This window comes from Pleomorphomonas oryzae DSM 16300 (assembly GCF_000422965.1).
GTDB lineage: Bacteria > Pseudomonadota > Alphaproteobacteria > Rhizobiales > Pleomorphomonadaceae > Pleomorphomonas > Pleomorphomonas oryzae.
In genome coordinates, this window is sequence record NZ_AUHB01000003.1 from 355,330 (window position 1) to 376,378 (window position 21,049).

A 21,049-nucleotide genomic window follows, 5' to 3' on the forward strand; every position below is an offset into this window, starting at 1 on the left:
GTTCCCTAAGGCTCGCGCTGTCCCTCGGCGAGACCGAGACGCGTCATCTTGTCGTAGAGGGTGGACTTCGGAATCCGCAGCATCTGCGCCGTAGGGCCGAGACTGCCGCCGCTGCGGCTGAGCGCGTCGACGATCATCGCCCGCTCGAAGGCCACGACTGCCTCGGTGAGCGACAGCGGCTCGACTGCCGCCGCCTCGGCGAAGGGCGGGAAACCCGCCTCGATGCCAAGAACGCAGCGATCGGCGACGTTCCTGAGCTCGCGCACGTTGCCCGGCCAGTCGTAGGCCATCAGCGTGCGAAGGCGGGTGTCATCAAGCGTCGGCGCCGGCCGGCCATGCACGACACTCGCCTGCTCGGCGAAATGGGCGAACAACAACGGAATATCCTCGCGCCTGTCGCGCAACGCAGGCAACATCAGCGATGCCACGGCAAGGCGATAGTAGAGATCAGACCGAAAGCGGCCCTCGGCTGCCATCTTGCCGAGGTCGCCTTTGACGGCCGCAACGATCCGGCAGTCGACGGGAACCGACGTGTTGGAGCCGAGCCGCTCCAGCGTTCGCTCCTGCAAGACGCGCAGCAACTTGATCTGCACGCTGACCGGCGTCGTCTCGACCTCGTCGAGGAACAGCGTGCCGCCGCTCGCATGTTCGATCTTGCCGATGCGGCGCTTGGTGGCGCCGGTGAAGGCACCGGCTTCGTGGCCGAACAATTCGCTTTCGACGAGATGCTCCGGCAGACCGCCGCAGTTAATCGCCACGAAATGACCCTTACGACGGGGACTTTCGTCATGCAGGCAGCGAGCCACCAACTCCTTGCCGGTGCCGGTGTCGCCGCTTATCAACACCGAGGCATTGGTGCCGGCAATGTCGGCGATGACGCGGCGAAGCTTCACGATGGCCGGCGAGCGACCGATGATGCGTCCCTCCAGACGACCGCCATCGGACAACTTGTGGCGGAGGCGAACGATCTCCAGCGTCAGGGCCCGCTTCTCGCGCGCCCGGCGGACCACCTCGACCAGATGCTCCGGTGCAAATGGCTTTTCAATGAAGTCATAGGCGCCCGAACGCATCGCCTGGACGGCCAGCGAAACGTCGCCATGGCCGGTGATCAGAATGACCGGCAGGTCGGCATCGGCCGCCTGCATCTCCCTGAGCAACGAAACGCCATCCCGCCCGGGCAGGCGCACGTCGGAGACGATGACCCCCGGCTTTGCCTCGGCAATCCGTCGCAGCGCCTCTTCCACCGAGCCCACGCCGAGCGTCTGCATGCCCTCGAGCTGAAGCGCCTGCTCGCAGCCGAGCAGCACATCGGGATCGTCCTCGACGATCATCACCCGCAGATCGTCAGTGGTGGCCTTCGTCATGTCGCCTCTCCGGCGTCTGTGGGAACGGTCATCGAGAACACGGCACCACCATCTTCGGCGTTGCTGGCGACGAGCTCGCCGCCGAAATCACGGATGATACCGGCGGAGATCGTCAAGCCCAGTCCGAGACCGACGCCCGGTGCCTTGGTGGTGAAGAACGGCTCGAACATGTGATCCAGCCGCTCCGGCGGCAGGCCCGGTCCGTTGTCCCGAATATCGATACGGGCACAATCCCCCTCGCGCTTGGCAGAGAGGACAATGCGCTGGTCGTTTCTCCCCTCCATGGCGTCGATAGCATTACCAATCAGGTTCAGCAGGACCTGCTCGAAGCGGTTGGGATCGCACCAGAGATCGATATCGCCGCCCCCGATGCTGATCGTCACCGTCACCGGTCCGCGTACAAGACGATGGTCGAGCAGGAACAATACATCGTCAATCACCTTGCGCAGCCCAACACGCTGCGGCTCGCCAGATGATTTGCGGGCGAACGTCTTAAGCTCACCGGTCAGATGCCCCATGCGCTGAACCAGCGGCCGGATACGCTCAAGATTGCTACGAACGGTATCGAGCTCGCCGCGTTCCAAGAACTTCACGGCATTGCCGGACAGAGTGACGAGCGCTGCGAGCGGCTGATTGAGTTCGTGGGCGATACCGGCCGAAAGCTGACCGAGGCTGGCGAGCTTGCCGGCCTGTATGAGTCCCGACTGAGCATCGCGCAAGGTGCGCTCAGCGCGCTCGCGCTCTTCCACTTCGCGCCGTAACCGTTCGTTGGTGGACGATAGCGCCGCCGTTCTGTCGACCACTTCGCTTTCAAGATGATCGTGGGCTCGCTGCAGCGCGGCGCGTGCCGCCAGAATTTCCCGGAGATGTTGGCGCCGCTGGCGGTAAACCGCCAGAAGACCCAGACAGAGCAAGCTCCCAAGGCCAGCAAGCGCCGCCCAAAGGCGCGAGAGATCGTCCATTTCGGAGAGGTCCGTGAACACGGTGAGCGTCCACGGCGTTTCGGGCATAGCCCGGCTTTCGGCGAGAAAAAGTCCCTGCGTTGAAAAACTGCCATCCGCCCCGCCGGCACCCGGCAGGCGGACGATGCGCGTGCTCCCGTCGAGATTGCGTAAGGTGGAAAGCCCGATCGGCGCGAGCGAACGGTCGTTATACTGCTGGGCCTCGGCAATCTCTCGCCGGGCCTTTTCGTCGAGCGCCACCAGCGTTCCGTATTTCCAGGCCGGCACCGAGGACAGCACCACAACGCCGTGCTCGTCGCTCAGGATGGCCGGCGATTCCGCCGAAGCCCAAGAACGTTCGAGCTGATCGAGGCTGACCTTCACCACGCCGATGCCCAGCGTGTCGTGGCCGCGGGCGATCGCCGTCGCCAGGAAATAACCAGGCTGACGATTGGTGGTGCCGATGCCGTAGAAGCGGCTTACCCGGCCGACGCCGGCGTCCTGGTAGTAGGGACGGTAAGAGAGATCGCGGCCGACGAAACTGTCCCACCTGTTCCAGTTGCTGGAGGCGATCACACGACCGGTCTTGTCGAGCAGGAACACGTCGAGCGTGCCGATACGGTCGTTCAGCGCCTCGAGATAACTGTCGGCACGGTAGCGCAGCATTGAATCCGCCGGGCTATTGAGCAGAGCGAGAACGGTACCGTCGAGCCCCATCACATAGGGATAGCTCGCGTATTTGCCGATCTCGCGTTCAAAGCTCGCCGCGTAGAGGTCGAGCCGGTGGCCGGCGCTGGCGCGGGTGGTGGACAGCGACAATTCGAAAGCAACGCGATAGGCGACGAAGGCAACGACAGCCGCTATGGAAAGGGCGCCCGCCAACGGCATGATGGCCGCGAGACGGAACCGGCGGCGTTTCGGCGCGGTGCTCTGGGCTTCCTCGGCCAATACGGCTCCTCCCGCCGGCTCTCACTGACCCATCGATAGCGCAAGGCCGTCCGGCGGGAAAGCCAGACGGCCGACGCATGTTCTAGGGGGTATGTAGATCAGCCGAGCGCCTTTAGCAGGAACACGGCCAGCACCACCATGCCCGCGCCACCGATGCGGGTAGAGATCTGGGCGAAGGGCATCAGGCCCATGTGGTTCGACGCCGAGAGGATGGCAACGTCGCCCGTGCCGCCGAGACCGGAATGGCAGCAGGTGACGATGGCCGCCTCGACCTCATACATGCCAAGCAGTTTGCCGACGAACCAGCCCGACGACACCATGGCCAGCACGGTAGCGGCGCAGATGGCGAAATAGGCGGGCGTGAAGGCGGCGATCAGATCGTTCCAGGGAACGTAGAGAGTGCCGAGACCGACCAGCAGCGGGAAGGTCATGTTGGTGGTCATGAACTTGTACATCTGGTGGGCGCCGGTCTCCATCCGCTCGGGAATGAGCTTCGACACCTTGAGCAGAGCCGCGCTGATGATCATCAGGATCGGGCCGGGAATGCCGGTGAACGGCGACAGGAATGCGCCGAGGATGAACATGGTGCAGGCCATCAAGAGGCCGGCCCCCATCAACGGCAGCTCGATCTTCTTCTCGGCAGCCATTTCCTTCAGGAGCTCGTTGTCGTCGCCGGTACGAACCAGAAGGCCGTTGCCGGAGTATTTGGTCTTCTTCTCGCCGATGCGCTTCAGGACGCCCGAGGAGACGATGGCGACCACATTGCCGATCAGGGCGGCCGGGATCAGCGAGGCGATCAGGGCCGGCTGCGCCGTGCCGAGAATGTCGGAATAGGCGAGCGACAGCGGCAGAATGCCTTCGCCGATGCCGCCGGCGACGATCGGCATGACGATGAAGAAGAAGGTGTGCTTGAACTCATAGCCGAAGGCCATGCCCACGAGACCGCCAGCTAAAACAGCAGCGACTGTCCCGACGGCGAGCGGCACGAACATCTTGAGGAAACCCTGGATCAGCACCTTGCGGTTCATGCCGAGCATCGAACCGGTCACCAGGCAGGCGATATAGAGATAGAGGAAGTTCGACGTCTTCATCACCGCCTTGATGGCCTCGGACGTCGCCGGGTTCATGACCTGATAGCCGAGCATGGCCGAGGGTACGAACAAGCAGAGAATGGCCGAGCCGCCGATGCTCTTCAGATAAGGAATGCGACCGCCGATCTCGCCGAGCAGGAAGCCCAGCACCATGATGGCCGCAAAGCCACCGATCATGTCAGCCGGCAGCTTGCCGACCACCGACGCACCGAAGACGACGGCGGCGATGGCGAGATAGAGCGGGAGCGGCACCGGGCCGACCTTGTAGGAGACGATGCGTGAGTAGAGGCTGCCGCCTGTCTCCGTCGCAATCGCGTCATTCCGAGTGATGTCCGTCATGTTCATTCCTCCTGCCCGGCACGCATCATCCCGCGGCGGGCCTCTCTCCTGGACTGTCCGGCCGTCCGGTATTCCCGGCGCCGAGATGGCTTCGGTCTGACAGTTGGAGGCCATAGGGCCTGACGTCATCGACCGACCATGCCCCGACCCTCCGTCCTCGTTCCCTCCTCGGAAGGCGGCCGTCGCATGCCAATGGAATGGCATCAGGCGTGCCAACTCGGACCGCCGGCTAATCGATTGTTTTATCGATTTAATTTCTCGGCGGATCAGGAGAGCTTTCCGGGTTTCCGGATGCGAGCCCTTATCGACCGTCCGGAAAACCGGACGACTTTAGGCCGTCAAGATAAGTGATGTTACTGATTTCATTGAGGGTTTAGCCTACCCCTCTCACGGAGAGACACCCCTGCCTCGCCCCATGCAGCATGGATGCCATCTCTCGGGATTCTCCCGACGAGAGGGCGCTGCCGATGGGAAAGGGGCTGCTCCCCAGGGAATGGTGTGGATCCCGTTCTGGGGACTTACCTCCTCTTGAAACGATATGTAAGCTGATGCGCAGACCGCCGATCAGGCGGATCGACGCCGTCTGGGAGACAAGGGGACCGCCATGAAGACCATCAAGGGACCGGGCATTTTCCTGGCGCAATTCGTCGGCACCACGCCGCCCTTCGACAACCTCGACGGACTGGCGCGCTGGGCGGCCGACCTCGGTTATGTCGGACTGCAGCTCCCGACCACAGCGGGTCTGTTTGATCTGGAAAAAGCTGCAACGTCGCAGACTTACGCGGACGAATTGAAAGGCCGGCTCAACGAGGCCGGCGTCGAGATCACCGAGCTTTCGACCCATCTTCAGGGGCAGCTCGTCGCGGTGCACCCGGCCTACAATGAACTGTTCGACGGCTTCGCGCCGGAAGCCGTGCGCGGCAATCCAACCGCGCGCACCGAGTGGGCGGTCCGCGAGCTGAAGCTCTCCGCCGAGGCGTCGCGGCGGCTCGGTCTTACGGCCCACGCGACTTTCTCCGGCGCGCTTGCCTGGCCCTATGTTTATCCCTGGCCGCAGCGGCCGACCGGCCTCGTCGAGGAAGCCTTCGCCGAGCTGGCTCGCCGCTGGAAACCGATTCTCAACGCCTTCGAGGACGCGGGTATCGATGCCTGCTTCGAGCTGCATCCCGGTGAGGACCTGCACGACGGCGTCACCTTCGAACGCTTCCTTGAGGCGGTGGGAAACCATCCCCGCGCCAATATCCTCTACGACCCCTCGCACTTCGTGCTGCAGGCGCTCGACTATCTTGCCTTCCTCGACATCTACCACGAGCGCATCCGCGCCTTCCACGTCAAGGATGCCGAGCTCAATCCGTCCGGCCGCTCCGGCGTCTATGGCGGCTATCAGTCCTGGGTCGACCGGCCCGGCCGCTTCCGCTCACTCGGCGACGGTCAGGTGGATTTCTCGGCGATCTTTTCCAAGATGGCGCAATATGACTATCCCGGCTGGGCGGTGCTCGAATGGGAATGTGCATTGAAGCACCCGGAGGATGGCGCTGCCGAGGGCGCGCCGTTCATTGCCAGTCACATCATCCGCGTCACCGAACATGCCTTCGATGACTTCGCCCAGAGCGGTATCGATGCCGCTACCAATCGTCGGCTGCTCGGCATCGGCTGAGAAAGCGATCTGAGCATGACCAGTCAAGACAGCGAAGCCGCGAGCAGCGGTTTTCGAAAAGGTGGCGCTAAAAGGAATGGTAATGGCTGAGATCGAGAAAAACCTCGTCATCTTCGATACCGATCCGGGAATCGACGACGCCATGGCGCTCCTGTTCCTGAAAGCTCAGCCGAGCCTGAAGCTTGCCGCCGTCACCACGGTTTTCGGCAATGCCGAGGTCGACATCACCACCCGCAACGCCCTCTATCTCACGCGCCGCTTCGGCATTGATGCGCCGGTCTATGCCGGCGCCTCCCAACCTCTGACGATTGCCCGTCGACCGGCACCAACCTTCATCCATGGCAACGATGGCCTGGGCGATGCCGATCTGGTTACCGGCTTCTCCGCCGAACCAGCCGAGGGTCACGCCGCCGACCGGATTGTCGACATCGTCAGAGCCAATCCCGGCAAGGTAACCCTTCTCGCCGTTGCGCCATTGACCAATCTCGCCCTTGCCCTGCAGCGCGATCCCAGCATCGCGACATTGGTGAAGGATGTCGTCATCATGGGCGGCGCCTTCGCCTGGGGCGGTAGGCGCGGCAACGCCACGCCGGTCGCCGAGGCCAACGTCCATAACGACCCACATGCGGCCGACAGGGTGTTTACGGCCGCTTGGCCGGTGACGGCCATTGGCCTCGACGTCACCAGCCATTGCGTGGCAAGCCATGAAGACGCTGCCGAACTGGCCGAAAGCGGCGGTGCAGGACGGTTTCTCTGGGACATCTCGCGCGGCTACGAGGCGCTCTACCAGCGGCGCAATCAGGTGGATGGTTGTTGTCTGCACGACGTAGCGGCCGCTGCCTACTTGGTGGCACCGCACCTGTTCAGCCTCCATTCTGGGCCGGTGCGCGTGGTCACCGAAGGCATTGCCATCGGCCAGACCATTCAGAAGCTGGATGGCCACATTTTCGGTCCCAACGCCTGGGATGGCCATCCGTCAAAACTGGTCGCCGCCGATGCCGACTTTGCCGGTATCGTCGACAGCTACAAGACAGCCATCCGCTCGCTAGGCTGAGGTGAGGTCATGTCCGCCGACCCACGTGCCCTCCTCCGCTCCATGTTCGACGCAGCGGTCGCGGCAGCTCAGCCGGATCGTTGCGTCCCCCCCTTTCTGCCGCCCCGCCCAAAGGGCAGGCTGATCGTGCTCGGCGCCGGCAAGGCCTCGGCCGCCATGGCGCGGGCAGTCGAGCGTCATTGGGATGGCCCGATCGAAGGCCTGGCGGTGACGCGTTACGGCTATGCCGTACCGACCGAACGCGTCGAGATCATCGAGGCAGCGCATCCCGTGCCGGACGCGGCCGGGATTCTGGCCGCGAAGCGCATCTGTGATATGGCGGCAAGTGCCGGGCCGGACGACACCGTTCTTTGCCTCATTTCGGGCGGAGGTTCGGCACTGCTTGCCCGGCCTCTGGAGGGCATCAGCCTTGACGACAAGCAAGCGATCAACCGGGCGCTGCTCGCCTCCGGCGCACCGATCTCCGACATCAACTGCGTCCGCCGCCACCTGTCGGCCGTAAAAGGTGGCCGCCTCGCCGCCCTCGCCCACCCGGCCAAGGTCGTAACGCTGCTGATTTCCGATGTACCCGGCGATAATCCTGTCGACATCGCCTCCGGCCCCACGGTCGGCGATCCCACGACGTCGACCGACGCGCTCGCCATCGCCCGCCGCTATCGCATTTCCCTGCCGCCTGCCGCCCAGGCATTGCTTGAAAATGGCGGTGGCGAGACCATCAAGCCGGACGATCCTCGTCTTTCGGGCAACGAAACACATGTCGTCGCTGCGCCTCAGGCTTCGCTGGAAGCGGCCGCTGCCGTGGCGCGTCAGGCTGGACTCCACGTCCATATCCTCGGTGATGCCTTGGAAGGCGAGGCGCGTGATGTCGGCGCCGCGCTCGCCGGCATTACCAGACAGATCGCTTTGCGCAGCCAGCCCTTCAAACCTCCTTGCGTCTTGCTGTCGGGTGGTGAGACCACAGTTACTGTGCGGGGTAAGGGGCGGGGTGGCCGCAACGTCGAGTTCCTGCTGTCCCTCGGTCTGCATTTGAATCGGAGCGAAAACATCTGGGCTCTGGCCGGTGACACCGATGGCGTCGATGGCCTTGAGGACATCGCCGGCGCCGTCCTGACACCCGACAGCCTGGCCCGTGCTTGGGCGCTTGGCCTCAATCCGCAGACTGCTCTCGACAATAATGACGGTCACGGCTTTTTCGGCGCACTGGGTGATGCCGTCGTGACGGGACCGACTCTGACCAACGTCAACGACTTCCGCGCCATTCTGATTGTCTAGCCAGCGCCTCCCCAAGCAAACGACTGAATGTACCCTTAGCGAATATTTCACCTCCACATGCATTGATCGTTCCGATAGGCGTGTTGTCGGACTGGAATCCGGGACGCCGCCGTCAAGAGCCGCCAGAAGGCGCCTCGCCGAAAACGGGGGTGATCGGTGTTTTACGCGATGCAAGTCGCCCTAAAGGGCAGATGGTTGCGATGCGTTCTGCGACCACTCGGGGCAAACAAGTCCGGCGCCGTCAGTGTCATTTTCGCGCTCATGATCCTGCCGCTGATGATAGCCGTCGGAGCGGCGGTCGATTACGCCATCGCGGCGCGCACCAAGGAACTGTTGCAAGCGTCGGCCGACGCCGCCGCGGTCGGTTCGATTTCCATGAGTTCCAGCGCCGTGAAACAGGTCATTCAGAACGGTGCGTCGGGTGAGATCAAGGTGGCCGAGAGTGATGCCCTCAAGATCGCCCAGGCAAACTTCGCTGGCTCTAAATTTTCGGACATCACGTCGTCGCAGATTTCGGTGCAATATGTCGGCAACACATTCAATTCCAGTGTTACGCTGACCTCGGATGTGCCGACCTATTTCGTACGTTTGTTCGGCGTGAACAGTGTTACGGTTTCCGCCACCTCCAGCGCCCAAAACAAGCCGGTTTACTACTATAATTTCTACGTTCTGATCGACAATAGTCCGTCCATGGGCCTTGGCGCCACGGAGGCCGACATCTCCGCCCTTGAGGCCGTGAATGGCGGCTGCGCTCTCGCCTGCCACATCACCGGCGCGACCTACGATACATATGCCCTTGCCAAACAGCATGGTATTACGCTGCGTTACCAGGTGGTATCGCGGGCAGTGCAATCGATGATCACCCAGGCCGAAACCAGCCAATTGGTGTCCGGCCAGTACAAGATGGCCGTCTACTCGCTGGGCGCCGATGCGCAGGTGGCCAAGCTGACCCAGGTTGCCGCTTTGTCATCATCGCTTTCCTCGGTCGCCACGGCTGCCGCCAATGTCGATCTGATGACCATCCCCTATCAGAATTACAACAGCGACACGCAGACCGACCTTCTGACCGCGCTCAACAGCCTCAAGACGATTATGGGCACAAGCGGCAGCGGGCTGTCGGCGACGGACCCGATCAAAGCATTGTTCCTGATCAGCGACGGTGTCGAGGATGCCCAACGGCCGACCAACTGCAACGAAAAGCTGACCGGCAGCCGGTGTCAGGAGCCCATCGACACCACGCCGTGCGCCTCCATCAAAAACAATTCCGTAAAGCTTGCCAGCCTCTACACAACATACCAAAAGATCCCTAGCAACAGCTGGTACAACGACTGGATCGCCCCATTCCAAGCGAAAATTCCAACAAATATGAAGACTTGCGCCTCCGACGGTCTTTATGCGGAGGTCGCGCCATCCGGCGATGTCAGCGCGGTGCTGACCCAGCTGTTCGCTAATGTTGTGAACGAAACGCACATTGTTCACTAAGCCGGAGGCGGTGATGCAAGGCGTGGAGCTTTCGAGGCTGTTCTACCGTGACGTCGTTCGTCCCTGGCTGGACAAGACCTTTCCGCAGTTGGCGCACGATGCAGGCATTTTCGGTTATGGCTCCGAGCTCCTCGGCTTCGACGACGAGATGTCGCGCGATCACAACTGGGGGCCACGTGTCCAAATCGTGGTAACGGGATCCGACTTCGCGGCGCACGCGGCGGCACTTGTCGACGGGTTCGACGTGGTCAAGCCGGCGACCTTCCTCGGCGAGCCCATTGGTTATCGTTCCCGCCCTCACCCGCCGATTGTCGCCGATGATGCACTCGGGCGTGTCAATCACGGCGTTGAAGTGTTCACGACCGCTGGAATTCTGAGAACGAGGCTGGCACTCGCCCCGCAGCAGCCCCTTGATGCGCTGACGTGGCTATCGCTTCCCGAACAACGGCTGATCGAGCTGGCGATGGGCGAGATTTTCCACCATGGGCTCGGAGAACTTGGACGCCTGAAACAAACTTTCAGTCGTTGTCCGCGCGACGTTGTTCTTTACAAGCTCGCCGCCCAATGGCGTCGCATTGCCGACGAGCAAGCCTTTGTCGGTCGGGCGGGTTATGTCGGCGACGATCTTGGCTCCCGCATCGTCGCCTCGCGGCTTGCGCGCGATATCATGCGGATAGGTTTCCTGCTGGAAGGCAGCTACCCACCCTATGCCAAATGGTTCGGTTCTGCCTTCGCTCGGCTCGCCGTCGCCAAATCACTATCGCCGCTGCTGGCCACGGTACTGGCGGCCGACACGTGGGAGCGACGCCAGACCCACCTTGCACAAGCCTGCCTCGCAGCGGCGGAAATGCACGCGCCGGCCGGCTTCCCGCTTTCGGTCACGCCCAGGATAGGCCCCTACTTCAGCCGCCCGTTCCTGACGATCAACGCCGAAGAAATCAGTGCTGCTTTGGCCGCAGACATTGTCGATCCGCTTCTTTGTGGCCTGCCGGTGGTCGGCTCGATCGATCAGCTCACCGACGCCACACCACTCATCGTTGAGCCGAAGCGGGCGCGGCAAGCGATTTCAGCGCTGCTGTCAAATTACGATCAGCACTGACGGGATGGCTTTTCTTGGCGCCAGGAATAACAATTCCAGGTTGCAATGATGACCAGCCTTCGGCGGGAAACCCTTGTGTTCCAATTCGGCACATCTTTTCAAAGTCGGCACCCCCAGTTCGTCGATAACGAGGTGTTCGGCCGCAATATCGTAAATGCGCCCTCAAGACCCTAGGTATTTCTGTCAGTCACAGCACAGCTCATGAATACCGTGTTAACGCCATCTATGCTGGCAGAAGAAGCCCAAATAATATTTGTTTCGATCGAGTTTTACTTCCAATTTTAGCTATCAAAAGACAAGCCTCGCGCAAGGGTGGCGGTGTTTCCTGCAAGCAATGACAGTGCTTCAGGAGATCAGCGATGAGTCTTTATGGCGTCTTGCGCAGCGGTGTTTCGGGAATGAACGCCCAGGGTAGCAAGTTGGCTACCACCTCCGACAACATCGCCAATGCCAATACTCCCGGCTACAAGCGCGCCTCGACCGAATTCTCGTCGATGGTCATTGGTAGCGGTCGTTCAGGCAACTACCAGCCGGCTGGTGTCAACACCCAGACTCGCTATGCAATTGGCGAAGCCGGCTCCTACCTTTCGACCACCAGTAACCTCGACCTGGCGGTGACTGGCTCTGGTTTCTTTGTAGTTCAGAATGCCGGCGGCACGCCCTATCTGACCCGCGCTGGTTCGTTCGTCGAACAGACGGACGGTACGCTGAAAAATACGGGCGGCTTCACGTTGTTGGGCTACGACCTGGCCAACGGCGCGCCGACCCCTTCGGCCAATAGCCTGAACGGCCTTGCCCCAGTGAACGTCAAGGCACTGGGCATGACGGCATCGCCGACGACCAAGGGCTATATCACCGCAACGCTCAATTCCAATGCGGCCGTTACCCCCGCGGCAACCTCGGCCGGCAGTAACGTCGCCGCTTCCGCCTATACCAACAAGACCTCGCTGACGACCTACGACAACCTCGGCAACTCGGTGATGCTCGACGTCTACTTCACCAAGACCGGCTCCAATCAGTGGGAGTATGCCGTGTTCGACCGTGCAGGGGCCACGGGTGGCGGGTTCCCCTATACGGCCACCGGAACACCGGCCGTCGGCCCGGTCCTCAGCACGGGCACCCTCAACTTCGATCCGACCAACGGCAAGCTGACGGCACCGGCCCTTGCTTCCTTCTCCGTGCCGAATAACGGCTCGTCGCAGACCATGACGCTCGATCTGTCGAGCATGACTCAGCTGGGAACCACCGAGTTTTCTCCCAAGGGCGATACCGATGGCAATGCCGCCCAGGCGGTCGACAGCGTCGAGATCAGCGACAAGGGCATTGTGTACGCCATCTTCGGCGACGGTACCCGCAAGGCCACCTTCCAGATCCCGCTCGCCAATGTGCCGAGCCCGGACAATCTGACGCCGGTGGCCGGCAATGCCTATTCCGTTTCAATGGACTCGGGCGATCCCAACCTTGGTTTCGCCGGCTCGTCGAGTTTCGGCATTATCAAGTCCAGCTCACTGGAACAGTCCAACGCCGACATGGCCAATGAGCTGACGGCGATGATCGAAGCGCAGCGCGGCTACACCGCCAATTCCAAGGTCTTCCAAACCGGCTCCGACCTGCTCGACGTTCTCGTCAATCTGAAGCGCTGACTTCCAACCCTAGTGGAATACTCCAATGTCTCTCTCGATGGCCCTCAACGTCGCCAAATCCTCGCTGCAGACCTCCGGTGTGCAGACGGCGACGACGTCGCGCAACATCGCCGGCGGCGCGGAGTCTTCCTACTCCCGCAAGTCGGCAACGGTGATCACCGGCACGGGCGGCACCGTCCAAGTGGTGTCCATTCAACGTGCCACCGACGCCGCCCTTTACAAGACCATGTTGAAGGCCACCGCTGCGTCGGCCAAGCAGGATGCGCTGCTGGACGGTATGACCAAGCTGTCTCAAACGATTGGCGATCCCGAGCTCAACCAGAGCCCGGCCGCCAAGCTGGGAGACCTCAACAACAAGCTGCAGCAATACGCCGCCAACCCGAGCAACACCATCCTCGCCCAGGCGGTGCAGAGTTCGGCTAGCTCCTTGGCGTCCAATCTGAATCAGGCAACGACGATGGTTCAGTCCACCCGCGCGCTCGCCGACGCGGACATGGGTGCCTCGGTACAGCGGATCAACGATCTGCTAGCCAAGATCGATACCCTCAACACGACGATTGTCCACGGCACGGTCACCGGCGCCGACGTCACCGACAGCATGGATAGCCGTGACGGCCTGATCTCTCAGCTCTCTGAGGAAATTGGTATCTCCGTCGTGGCGCGCGACAATAACGACGTCGCCATCTACACCGACGGCGGCGTGGCGCTGTTCGAGACGCATCCGCGCGAAGTCAGCTTTCAAGCGACCAACGTGTTCAACGCGTCGACCGTCGGCAATGCCGTCTACGTCGACGGCGTTGCCGTGGTCGGCGGCTCGTCATCGATGCCCACCACCTCCGGCCGCCTTGCCGGACTCGCCACGCTGCGCGATGAGGCATGCGTTACCTATCAGAGCCAGCTCGACGAAGTCGCTCGCGGCCTGATCGAAGCTTTCGCCGAAAGTGATCCCGCCGGTACCGGGCCGGACGTGCCGGGACTGTTCACCTGGCCGACGGGCACCATACCGCCCTCGGCCACGATCGAGACCGGGCTTGCCGGCGTCATCACCGTCAATTCGGCCATCGACCCCACAGCCGGCGGCAACCTCGATCACATCCGCGATGGCATCACCTACGACTATAACACCGGCAATGAAGCCGGCTTCGCCGAACGACTGAATACGCTCGTGACCAAGCTGGGCGAGGCGCGGGTCTTCGATCCGGATTCCGGTGCGGACCCCACCAATACTCTCGCTGATTACGCCACGTCGTCGGCCAGCTGGCTCGAATTCAACCGGCAGCAGGTCGACACGTCTTCGACCTATCAGTCGACCATGCTGCAGCGCGCTTCAGAGGCGCTGTCCAACACCACCGGCGTCAACCTCGATGACGAGCTGTCCAAGCAGCTCGAGATCGAGCGCACGTATTCGGCGTCCGCCAAACTCATCACGGCGGTCGACCAGATGCTTCAGGACCTGCTCAACGCCGTCTGAGAGAGGAGTGAGACATGAAAACCACCTATATCTCGACCCAGGCGGCATCCACTGCATCCCGCCTATCGATCTTGAAAATGCAGACCGAACTCGCCAAGAACACCAAGGAGCTGAGCTCCGGCCGCTGGGCGGACGTCGGTCTGGAACTCGGGAACAAGACCGGTCGCACCATTTCGCTGCGTCAGGATTATCAGCGCCTCGATGCGATCAAGGACACCAATGGCCTTGTAGCCTCGCGCCTTGATACCAGCCAGGCGGCGCTCGACGGCGTCCTGAAAAACGCCCAGGATTTCTCGGCCTCGCTCATTGCGGTCCGCTCCGGCAACGTCGGCGCCGAAGTAATTTCCGACGATGCCAAGAATAACCTGCAGTCGTTGATCGCCTCGCTCAACTCGTCGATCAACGGCGAATACCTATTCGCCGGCATCAACACCGATGTCCGGCCGGTCACCGATTATTATTCGACGCCGACGTCGGCCACCAAGACGGCCTTCGACACCGAACTCGCCAACTACTGCACAAGTGTTGGTGCGGCCAGCCCCGCCGATCTCTCGGCCAGTGACCTCAGCACATTCATCGATACCAATCTCACCACCATGTTCAACGCCACGAACTGGTCGGATCCCACGACCGGCTGGTCATCGGCGTCCAACCAGAACGTCAAGAGCCGGATCTCGACATCCGAACTGATCGAGACCTCGGCCAATGCCAACGATCCGGCCTTCCGCAAGCTCGCCATGGCCTACACGATGGTGAGCGAGCTCGCCAACAAGGGCCTGTCGGAGAAGACCTACCAGACCCTGATCGACAAGAGCACTCAGATCATGGGCGAAGCCACTGTCGACCTGACCGTGGTCAAGGCTCGTCTCGGCACGGCACAGGAGCGGCTGAGCAACGCCAACGGCCGGATCGACGCGCAGATGGACATCTTGAACCGCAATATCAACGACTTCGAGCAGGTCGATCCGGTCGAGACCCAGACGCGCATTTCTGCGTTGGAGACCCAGCTCGACATGGCCTTTTCGCTGACCAGCCGGGCGCAGAAGCTCAGCTTGCTCAACTATCTCTGATCGCTCCCGGTTCGACGGACGGTCCGTTTCATCTCAACTCGCAGGGTGTTTCATGCATCAGTTTTCCTATGCTGAGATCGTCGAAGATGCCGTCAATCTGGCACGCCAGCACGAGGCGGAGGCCATGGATCATGCCGTCGAGCTTCTCCAGCGGGCCAAGGCCAAGGGCAGCCGCTCGCGGGAAGCGACCGACGCCATCCTCTATCTCCGCCGTCTGTGGAGCTACCTCATCGAAGATCTCGCCAGCCCCGACAACGACCTGCCGGACAAACTGCGCGCCGACCTCATTTCCATCGGCCTCTGGATCATCAAGGAAGCCGAGCAGATCCGCCGCAACGAGTCCGAGAATTTCGACGGGCTGATCGAAATCAACGGCATTATCCGGGCGGGTCTCGTATGAGCAGTCGTTCGATGCACCTCGGTCTCCGCGCCCGTGAGCGCCTCTACATCAACGGCGCGGTCATCCGCGTCGATCGCAAAGTGTCCATCGAGCTGCTCAACGACGTCAGCTTCCTGCTGGAAGCTCACGTGATGCAGCCCGAAGAGACGACAACGCCGCTCCGGCAGCTCTATTTCGCCGTTCAGATGATGATGATCGACGACGCCGACAATCGCAGCGCCCGCTCGATTGCCGCCGGACTGATCCACTCTCTCCACGGAACGTTGATCAACGCCGATATCCGCACCGGCCTTCGGACGGTGGAGGCGCAGCTCGCCGCCGAACGGCCGTTCGATGCCCTCAAAACCATCCGCTCGCTGTTTCCGGTCGAGGCCGGCGTGCTGGGCGGGCTCATCGCCGCCTGACCAAGAGGAAATGCCATGCAGGTCAACACCGCAACCAACCAGAATTCAGGTTCATCATCGACGCCGAAATCGTCCGGCTCCGGCAGTTCTCTCGACTATAATTCGTTTCTGAAGCTGTTCATGGCCGAGATGAAGAACCAGGACCCGACGGCCCCGAGCAGTTCCACGGAATACATCGCTCAGTTCGCGACCTTCTCGCAGGTCGAACAGTCGATGCAGAGCAACACCAAACTCGACAGCATGCTGTCATCGCTTGCCCTGTCCCAGGCCAACGGCGTCATCGGTCGGACGTTGACTTCCGAAGATGGCAGCATTTCCGGCAAGGTCACCGCGGTGCGCATCGTCAATGGCGGCGCGCTCGCCGATTTGGACTCCGGCAAGTCGGTGGTGCTCGGCCCGGGTGTGGTCGTGACCTGATGAACGAGTTCGACGCTCTCGATCTGGTCCGCGACGCGATCTGGACCATCATCATCGGCTCCGGACCGGCCGTCCTCGCCGCCATGACGGTCGGCATCGTCATCGCGCTCCTGCAGGCGTTGACCCAGGTGCAGGAAATCACGCTGACCTTCATTCCGAAGATCGTCGCTATCCTGCTGACCATCGTGGCGACCGGTCCGTTCATCGGCGCCCAGATCTACGCCTTCACGGAAATCGTCTACGGCCGCATCGAGAGCGGCTTCTAGTGGTTCGACCGAGACATTTGCATCCGCCTTATACAAGCCTCGGAGCAAATGTCTCGGTCATAGGAACCACTAGCAATCCATTGGTTCTAGTGGAGCTTTTGAATTTGACATTTGAGCGGGCTCTCTATGTCGGGCGGGACTCAAATGTCAAATTCGCTCCACTAGCTTGGAGGATGGGGCGAAAGCCCCGCTCCAGTTACCGGGATTATTTCTGTCCCGACCGTATTCAGGAGCGCACCGCATGTCGAACCTCAGCCTGTCGCCCCCCGCCGGCGCCAAGAGCGCCACAGGCTCGCGCGACATCGGCTTCGCCATCGGCATCGTCGCCATTCTGGCCGTGCTGTTCCTGCCGATCCCGCCGATCCTGATCGACACCGGTCTTGCCCTGTCGATCGCCCTGTCGGTGCTGATCCTGATGGTCTCGCTGTGGATCCAGCGGCCGCTCGACTTCTCCTCCTTCCCCACCGTCCTGCTGATCGCCACCCTGTTGCGCCTCGCCCTCAACGTGGCGACGACGCGCCAGATCCTGTCGGGTGGTCATGCTGGCGATGGCGCGGCCGGTCACATCATCCAGGGCTTCTCGCGCCTGGTGATGAGCGGCGACTTCGTCATCGGCTTGGTGATCTTCGCAATCCTGATCATCGTCAACTTCGTGGTGATCACCAAGGGCGCCACCCGTATCGCCGAGGTCGGTGCCCGCTTCACCCTCGACGCCATCCCCGGCAAGCAGATGGCCATCGACGCTGACCTGTCGGCCGGCCTGATCACCGACAAGGAGGCGCAGCTGCGGCGGCGCGAGCTCGAAGAGGAAAGCACCTTCTTCGGCTCGATGGATGGCGCCTCCAAATTCGTGCGTGGCGATGCCATCGCCGGCATCATCATCACCGCCGTCAATGTGTTCGGCGGTATCGTCATCGGCACCACTCGCCACGGTCTGTCGCTGTCGGACGCGGCCGACGCCTTCGTCAAGCTCGCGGTCGGCGATGGCCTCGTCACCCAGATCCCGGCGCTGATCGTCTCACTGGCTGCCGGCCTCTTGGTTTCCAAGGGCGGTACCCGTGGTTCGGCCGAGCAGGCGGTGATGGGGCAGCTTGGCGGCTATCCGCGCGCCCTCCTGGTAGCGGCCTGTCTCCTGGCCGGCTTGTCACTGGTGCCCGGCTTGCCGCTATTGCCGTTCCTCATTCCGGCAGCCCTGATGGGCTTCGTCGCCCGGGCGATCCCCAAGCGCCGCGCCGAACGCGCCGCCGCCGAGGCCGCCGAGAAGACCAGGGTCGAGCAAGCGGCCAAGTCCGAAACCAAGGACTCTGTGAAGGAACAGCTTCGCACCAATGAGATCGAACTCTGCCTCGGCAAGCAGATTGCCGCGCGCATGATGAACAATCACGGCGAACTGGCGCACCGCGTCGGCAAGATGCGCCGCAAGTTCGCCCAGCAGTATGGCTTCGTGGTTCCCGACATCAAGCTCGGCGACAGCGTCGCCATGCCGCAGAAGGAATACCGCATCAAGATCCACGGCACGGTCATCGCCGCCCAGGAACTGAGGCTCGGCGAGGTCATGGTGATCACTGGCAATACCACGGGGCCAGACGTTCCTGGCGATGAGACCCGCGAGCCGGCCTTCGGCATGAAGGCGATGTGGGTGTCGCAGGACTATGTGAATGAGGTGACGCGTGAGGGCTATTCGCCGATCGACAGCATGTCGGTGATGCTCACCCACCTCTCGGAAGTGCTCCGCAACAACCTGCCGCAGCTCCTCTCCTATAAAGACATGCGCGTCCTGATCGACCGGCTCGACCCAGAATACAGGCGCTTGGTCGATGATATCTGCCCGTCACAAATCTCCTTCTCCGGCCTGCAGGCGGTGCTCAAGCTCTTGCTTGCCGAGCGCGTGTCGATCCGCAACCTCCACCTCATTCTTGAAGCCGTGGCAGAAATCGCCCCGCATGTCCGCCGCGCCGAGCAGATCGCCGAGCACGTCCGCATGCGTATCGCCCAGCAGATCTGTGGCGACCTCGCCGATGGCGGCACGCTCAAGGTGCTGCGCCTCGGCAACCGCTGGGATCTGACCTTCCATCAGGGACTGAAGCGCGATGGCAAGGGCGACGTCATCGAATTCGATATTGATCCGCGCCTGGTCGAACAGTTCGGCACTGAGGTATCGGAGACCGTCCGTAATCGCCTGTCGCAGGGTCATAGCTTTGCGGTGGTCACGGCTCCCGAAGCTCGCCCCTACGTGCGCCTGATCGTCGAGCGGCTGTTCCCATCACTGCCGGTGCTGAGCCACGTCGAGATCGCCCGCGGTGTCGAAGTGGAAGCGCTCGGAACCATTTCATGACCGGCGTCGGCTCGACCACCATTCTCGCCGTTTGCCTGCTGTTCTGCCGTATCGGCGGTGCCCTCATGCTGATGGTCGGCGTCTCCAGCGCGCGTGTACCGATGCAGGTTCGCCTGTTCCTCGCCTTCGGTTTGACGCTCGCGGTGGCTCCCATGCTCGTGGATGAGGCTGCTGCCGCCATCACCGACGATGCGCCCGTGACATTGCTCCGCCTCATTGCCTCCGAGACGTTCACCGGTCTGTTCATCGGCTTCCTTGGCCGCCTGTTCTTCCTCGCACTGCAGATGCTGTCGCACGCCATGGCGATGGCCGTCGGTTTCTCGATGCCCGACACAGCACTGGAAGATCAGGAGGCCCTGCCCGCCATGACGGCTCTGGTCATGCTGACGGCAACGGTGATGTTCTTCCTGACCGATCAGCACGCCAAGGTCCTGGAAGCGGTCGTGTCCTCTTACAAGGTGCTGCCGGTCGCCGGTGCCTTCGACCCCCAGGGCAGCCTCATCGAGGTGACCGATACGCTCTCGGCAGCCTTCTGGTTGGCGTTGCGTCTCGCCAGTCCCTTCATGATCTACGGCTTGGTGATCAACTTCACCCTCGGCCTCGTCAACAAGATGACGCCGTCCATTCCGGTCTACTTCATCTCGATGCCCTTCGTGCTGTTTGGCGGATTGATGCTGTTCTATTTTACCGCCGTCGAGTTCCAGCAGCTGTTCGTGCTCGGCTTTTCCGATTGGCTGGCCTCCCAATGACCACGCCCGACAAAAAGCGCCTCGACGCCATGCGTCGCATCGCCGACCTCCGCCGTCAGCTCAAACAGGTCGAGGAGTTGCGCCTTGCCCGTGTGATGCGAGAGGAGGCCGACATCGACGAAAAATGCGTTGCCTTGATCGCCACGCTGAACGACGACACGCCCCTGCATGGCTTGTTTGCCGGCCACATGGCGAACCGCCTCAAACGCCTCACAGAGCGCAAGACCCTGCTCGAACCGCTCAAGGCACAACAGATCGCCGCCGTAATGACCGAGGCGCGCCACACGCGCTTTGCGGAAAAGGTGATCGACAAGCTCGAAGCCGGTGCGGCGGTGGCGGAGGAGAAACACCAGCTCGAAGGCCTCATCGAAGGCGCGCTTGCTCGGCACCATCACGCCAGCCTCGCTTAAGCTCGGCCGGCTAATCTGTTTCGCAACGTTTCCGGAGGACGCTGATGGCCATCTCTCCCCCGTCTGATATCATTCTCGACGTCGCCCGAGCCGCCGATCCCGAGCGGCTCAAGGTGGCAACTGCCAAACTCGACCGACTGGCCGACACCGCCGGCACCGCCTTTGCCGAGCTGATGCCCGCCGTTTCCGAGGCTGGCAACGCTCTGACGGCTCTGGCCGACACCGCACCCGTCAACGACCCGGCGCCATCCGCACCCTTCGATCTTCATCGTGCCCGCCTGCGTCTGCAGACCGAAACCGCGACGGCGAACCGCATGGATGCCACAGCCGCAACATCCGGCGATCACCGATCCAAGGCACTGGAAGGCTTCGAGGCGATGGTGCTCAGCACCTTCATCGGCTCGATGCTGCCGGAGGGCGCCGAAGACGTCTACGGTTCCGGCACTGCCGGCGACATCTGGAAGTCCATGCTATCCGACCAGCTTGGCAAGCAGATGGCCAAGGCAGGCGGCATCGGTATCGCCGATCATCTGATGGCTGGCCACATTCCCAACCTGGACGCCGGCACGACCAGTCCGTCCCCCTCCCCGCTGCGCCTTGCAGCGCTTCTCTCAACCGTCCCACGTATCTGACGTCC

The 21,049-nt window shown here is 62.1% G+C and carries 19 protein-coding genes; 16 read left to right on the plus strand and 3 right to left on the minus strand.

Going from position 1 to position 21,049, the window contains the following annotated elements; translation table 11 throughout:
• Positions 1 to 5 precede the first annotated feature (5 nt).
• The 3 genes from G522_RS0107050 to G522_RS0107060 form a co-directional block, all read right to left on the minus strand.
• A complete protein-coding gene (locus tag G522_RS0107050) occupies positions 6 to 1,364 on the minus strand; it encodes a sigma-54-dependent transcriptional regulator (protein WP_026790431.1) in 1,359 nt (452 codons plus the stop codon).
• The gene (locus tag G522_RS0107055) at positions 1,361 to 3,253 is read right to left on the minus strand and encodes a sensor histidine kinase (protein ID WP_026790432.1); all 1,893 of its coding nucleotides are present in this window, start codon (positions 3,251 to 3,253) and stop codon (positions 1,361 to 1,363) included. The genes G522_RS0107050 and G522_RS0107055 overlap by 4 nt, the downstream gene beginning before the upstream one ends.
• A 98-nt stretch (positions 3,254 to 3,351) precedes the next feature.
• Positions 3,352 to 4,683, minus strand: a complete 1,332-nt coding sequence (locus tag G522_RS0107060; protein ID WP_051228406.1) for a 2-hydroxycarboxylate transporter family protein — start codon at positions 4,681 to 4,683, stop codon at positions 3,352 to 3,354.
• A gap of 604 nt (positions 4,684 to 5,287) precedes the next feature.
• Here G522_RS0107060 and G522_RS0107065 point away from each other — a divergent pair.
• The 16 genes from G522_RS0107065 (at position 5,288) to G522_RS25975 (ending at position 21,044) form a co-directional block, all read left to right on the plus strand.
• Positions 5,288 to 6,340 (plus strand): sugar phosphate isomerase/epimerase family protein, encoded by a 1,053-nt coding sequence (locus G522_RS0107065; protein ID WP_026790434.1) that lies wholly within the window; start codon positions 5,288 to 5,290, stop codon positions 6,338 to 6,340.
• A gap of 82 nt (positions 6,341 to 6,422) precedes the next feature.
• Positions 6,423 to 7,394, plus strand: a complete 972-nt coding sequence (locus tag G522_RS25965) for a nucleoside hydrolase (RefSeq protein ID WP_036838362.1) — start codon at positions 6,423 to 6,425, stop codon at positions 7,392 to 7,394.
• 9 nt (positions 7,395 to 7,403) lie between these two features.
• The gene (locus G522_RS0107075; protein WP_026790435.1) at positions 7,404 to 8,666 is read left to right on the plus strand and encodes a glycerate kinase type-2 family protein; all 1,263 of its coding nucleotides are present in this window, start codon (positions 7,404 to 7,406) and stop codon (positions 8,664 to 8,666) included.
• Between the two features lie 156 nt (positions 8,667 to 8,822).
• Entirely contained in the window at positions 8,823 to 10,148 is a 1,326-nt protein-coding gene (locus tag G522_RS0107080; RefSeq protein ID WP_156886857.1) for a TadE/TadG family type IV pilus assembly protein, read from the plus strand.
• A 13-nt stretch (positions 10,149 to 10,161) separates the two neighbouring features.
• The gene (locus G522_RS0107085) at positions 10,162 to 11,247 is read left to right on the plus strand and encodes a DUF4037 domain-containing protein (protein ID WP_026790437.1); all 1,086 of its coding nucleotides are present in this window, start codon (positions 10,162 to 10,164) and stop codon (positions 11,245 to 11,247) included.
• Between the two features lie 359 nt (positions 11,248 to 11,606).
• Complete coding sequence (locus G522_RS0107090) at positions 11,607 to 12,890, plus strand: flagellar hook protein FlgE (protein WP_026790438.1); 1,284 nt, start codon at positions 11,607 to 11,609, stop codon at positions 12,888 to 12,890.
• 25 nt (positions 12,891 to 12,915) lie between these two features.
• Positions 12,916 to 14,361, plus strand: coding sequence for a flagellar hook-associated protein FlgK (flgK, locus tag G522_RS0107095; RefSeq protein WP_026790439.1), 1,446 nt, complete (start codon positions 12,916 to 12,918; stop codon positions 14,359 to 14,361).
• Positions 14,362 to 14,375: 14 nt separating this feature from the next.
• The gene (locus tag G522_RS0107100; RefSeq protein ID WP_026790440.1) at positions 14,376 to 15,431 is read left to right on the plus strand and encodes a flagellar hook-associated family protein; all 1,056 of its coding nucleotides are present in this window, start codon (positions 14,376 to 14,378) and stop codon (positions 15,429 to 15,431) included.
• 52 nt (positions 15,432 to 15,483) lie between these two features.
• Positions 15,484 to 15,831 carry a flagellar biosynthesis regulator FlaF gene (flaF, locus tag G522_RS0107105; protein ID WP_026790441.1) on the plus strand — a complete coding sequence of 116 codons (348 nt, stop codon included), beginning with the start codon at positions 15,484 to 15,486 and terminating at the stop codon, positions 15,829 to 15,831.
• Positions 15,828 to 16,235 carry a flagellar biosynthesis repressor FlbT gene (gene flbT, locus G522_RS25970; protein WP_036838365.1) on the plus strand — a complete coding sequence of 136 codons (408 nt, stop codon included), beginning with the start codon at positions 15,828 to 15,830 and terminating at the stop codon, positions 16,233 to 16,235. The genes flaF and flbT overlap by 4 nt, the downstream gene beginning before the upstream one ends.
• A gap of 15 nt (positions 16,236 to 16,250) precedes the next feature.
• Positions 16,251 to 16,652: a flagellar hook assembly protein FlgD gene (gene flgD / locus G522_RS0107115; protein WP_026790442.1), complete on the plus strand. Its 402-nt coding sequence runs from the start codon at positions 16,251 to 16,253 to the stop codon at positions 16,650 to 16,652.
• On the plus strand, positions 16,652 to 16,918 hold the full coding sequence (gene fliQ / locus G522_RS0107120) for a flagellar biosynthesis protein FliQ (protein ID WP_026790443.1): 267 nt from the start codon (positions 16,652 to 16,654) through the stop codon (positions 16,916 to 16,918). Before flgD ends, fliQ begins: the two co-directional genes overlap by 1 nt.
• A gap of 241 nt (positions 16,919 to 17,159) precedes the next feature.
• Complete coding sequence (flhA, locus tag G522_RS0107125; RefSeq protein ID WP_026790444.1) at positions 17,160 to 19,253, plus strand: flagellar biosynthesis protein FlhA; 2,094 nt, start codon at positions 17,160 to 17,162, stop codon at positions 19,251 to 19,253.
• Entirely contained in the window at positions 19,250 to 20,002 is a 753-nt protein-coding gene (locus G522_RS0107130) for a flagellar biosynthetic protein FliR (RefSeq protein ID WP_026790445.1), read from the plus strand. Before flhA ends, G522_RS0107130 begins: the two co-directional genes overlap by 4 nt.
• A complete protein-coding gene (locus G522_RS0107135) occupies positions 19,999 to 20,412 on the plus strand; it encodes a hypothetical protein (RefSeq protein ID WP_026790446.1) in 414 nt (137 codons plus the stop codon). Before G522_RS0107130 ends, G522_RS0107135 begins: the two co-directional genes overlap by 4 nt.
• Before the next feature lie 44 nt (positions 20,413 to 20,456).
• On the plus strand, positions 20,457 to 21,044 hold the full coding sequence (locus G522_RS25975; RefSeq protein ID WP_036838367.1) for a rod-binding protein: 588 nt from the start codon (positions 20,457 to 20,459) through the stop codon (positions 21,042 to 21,044).
• Positions 21,045 to 21,049 lie beyond the last annotated feature (5 nt).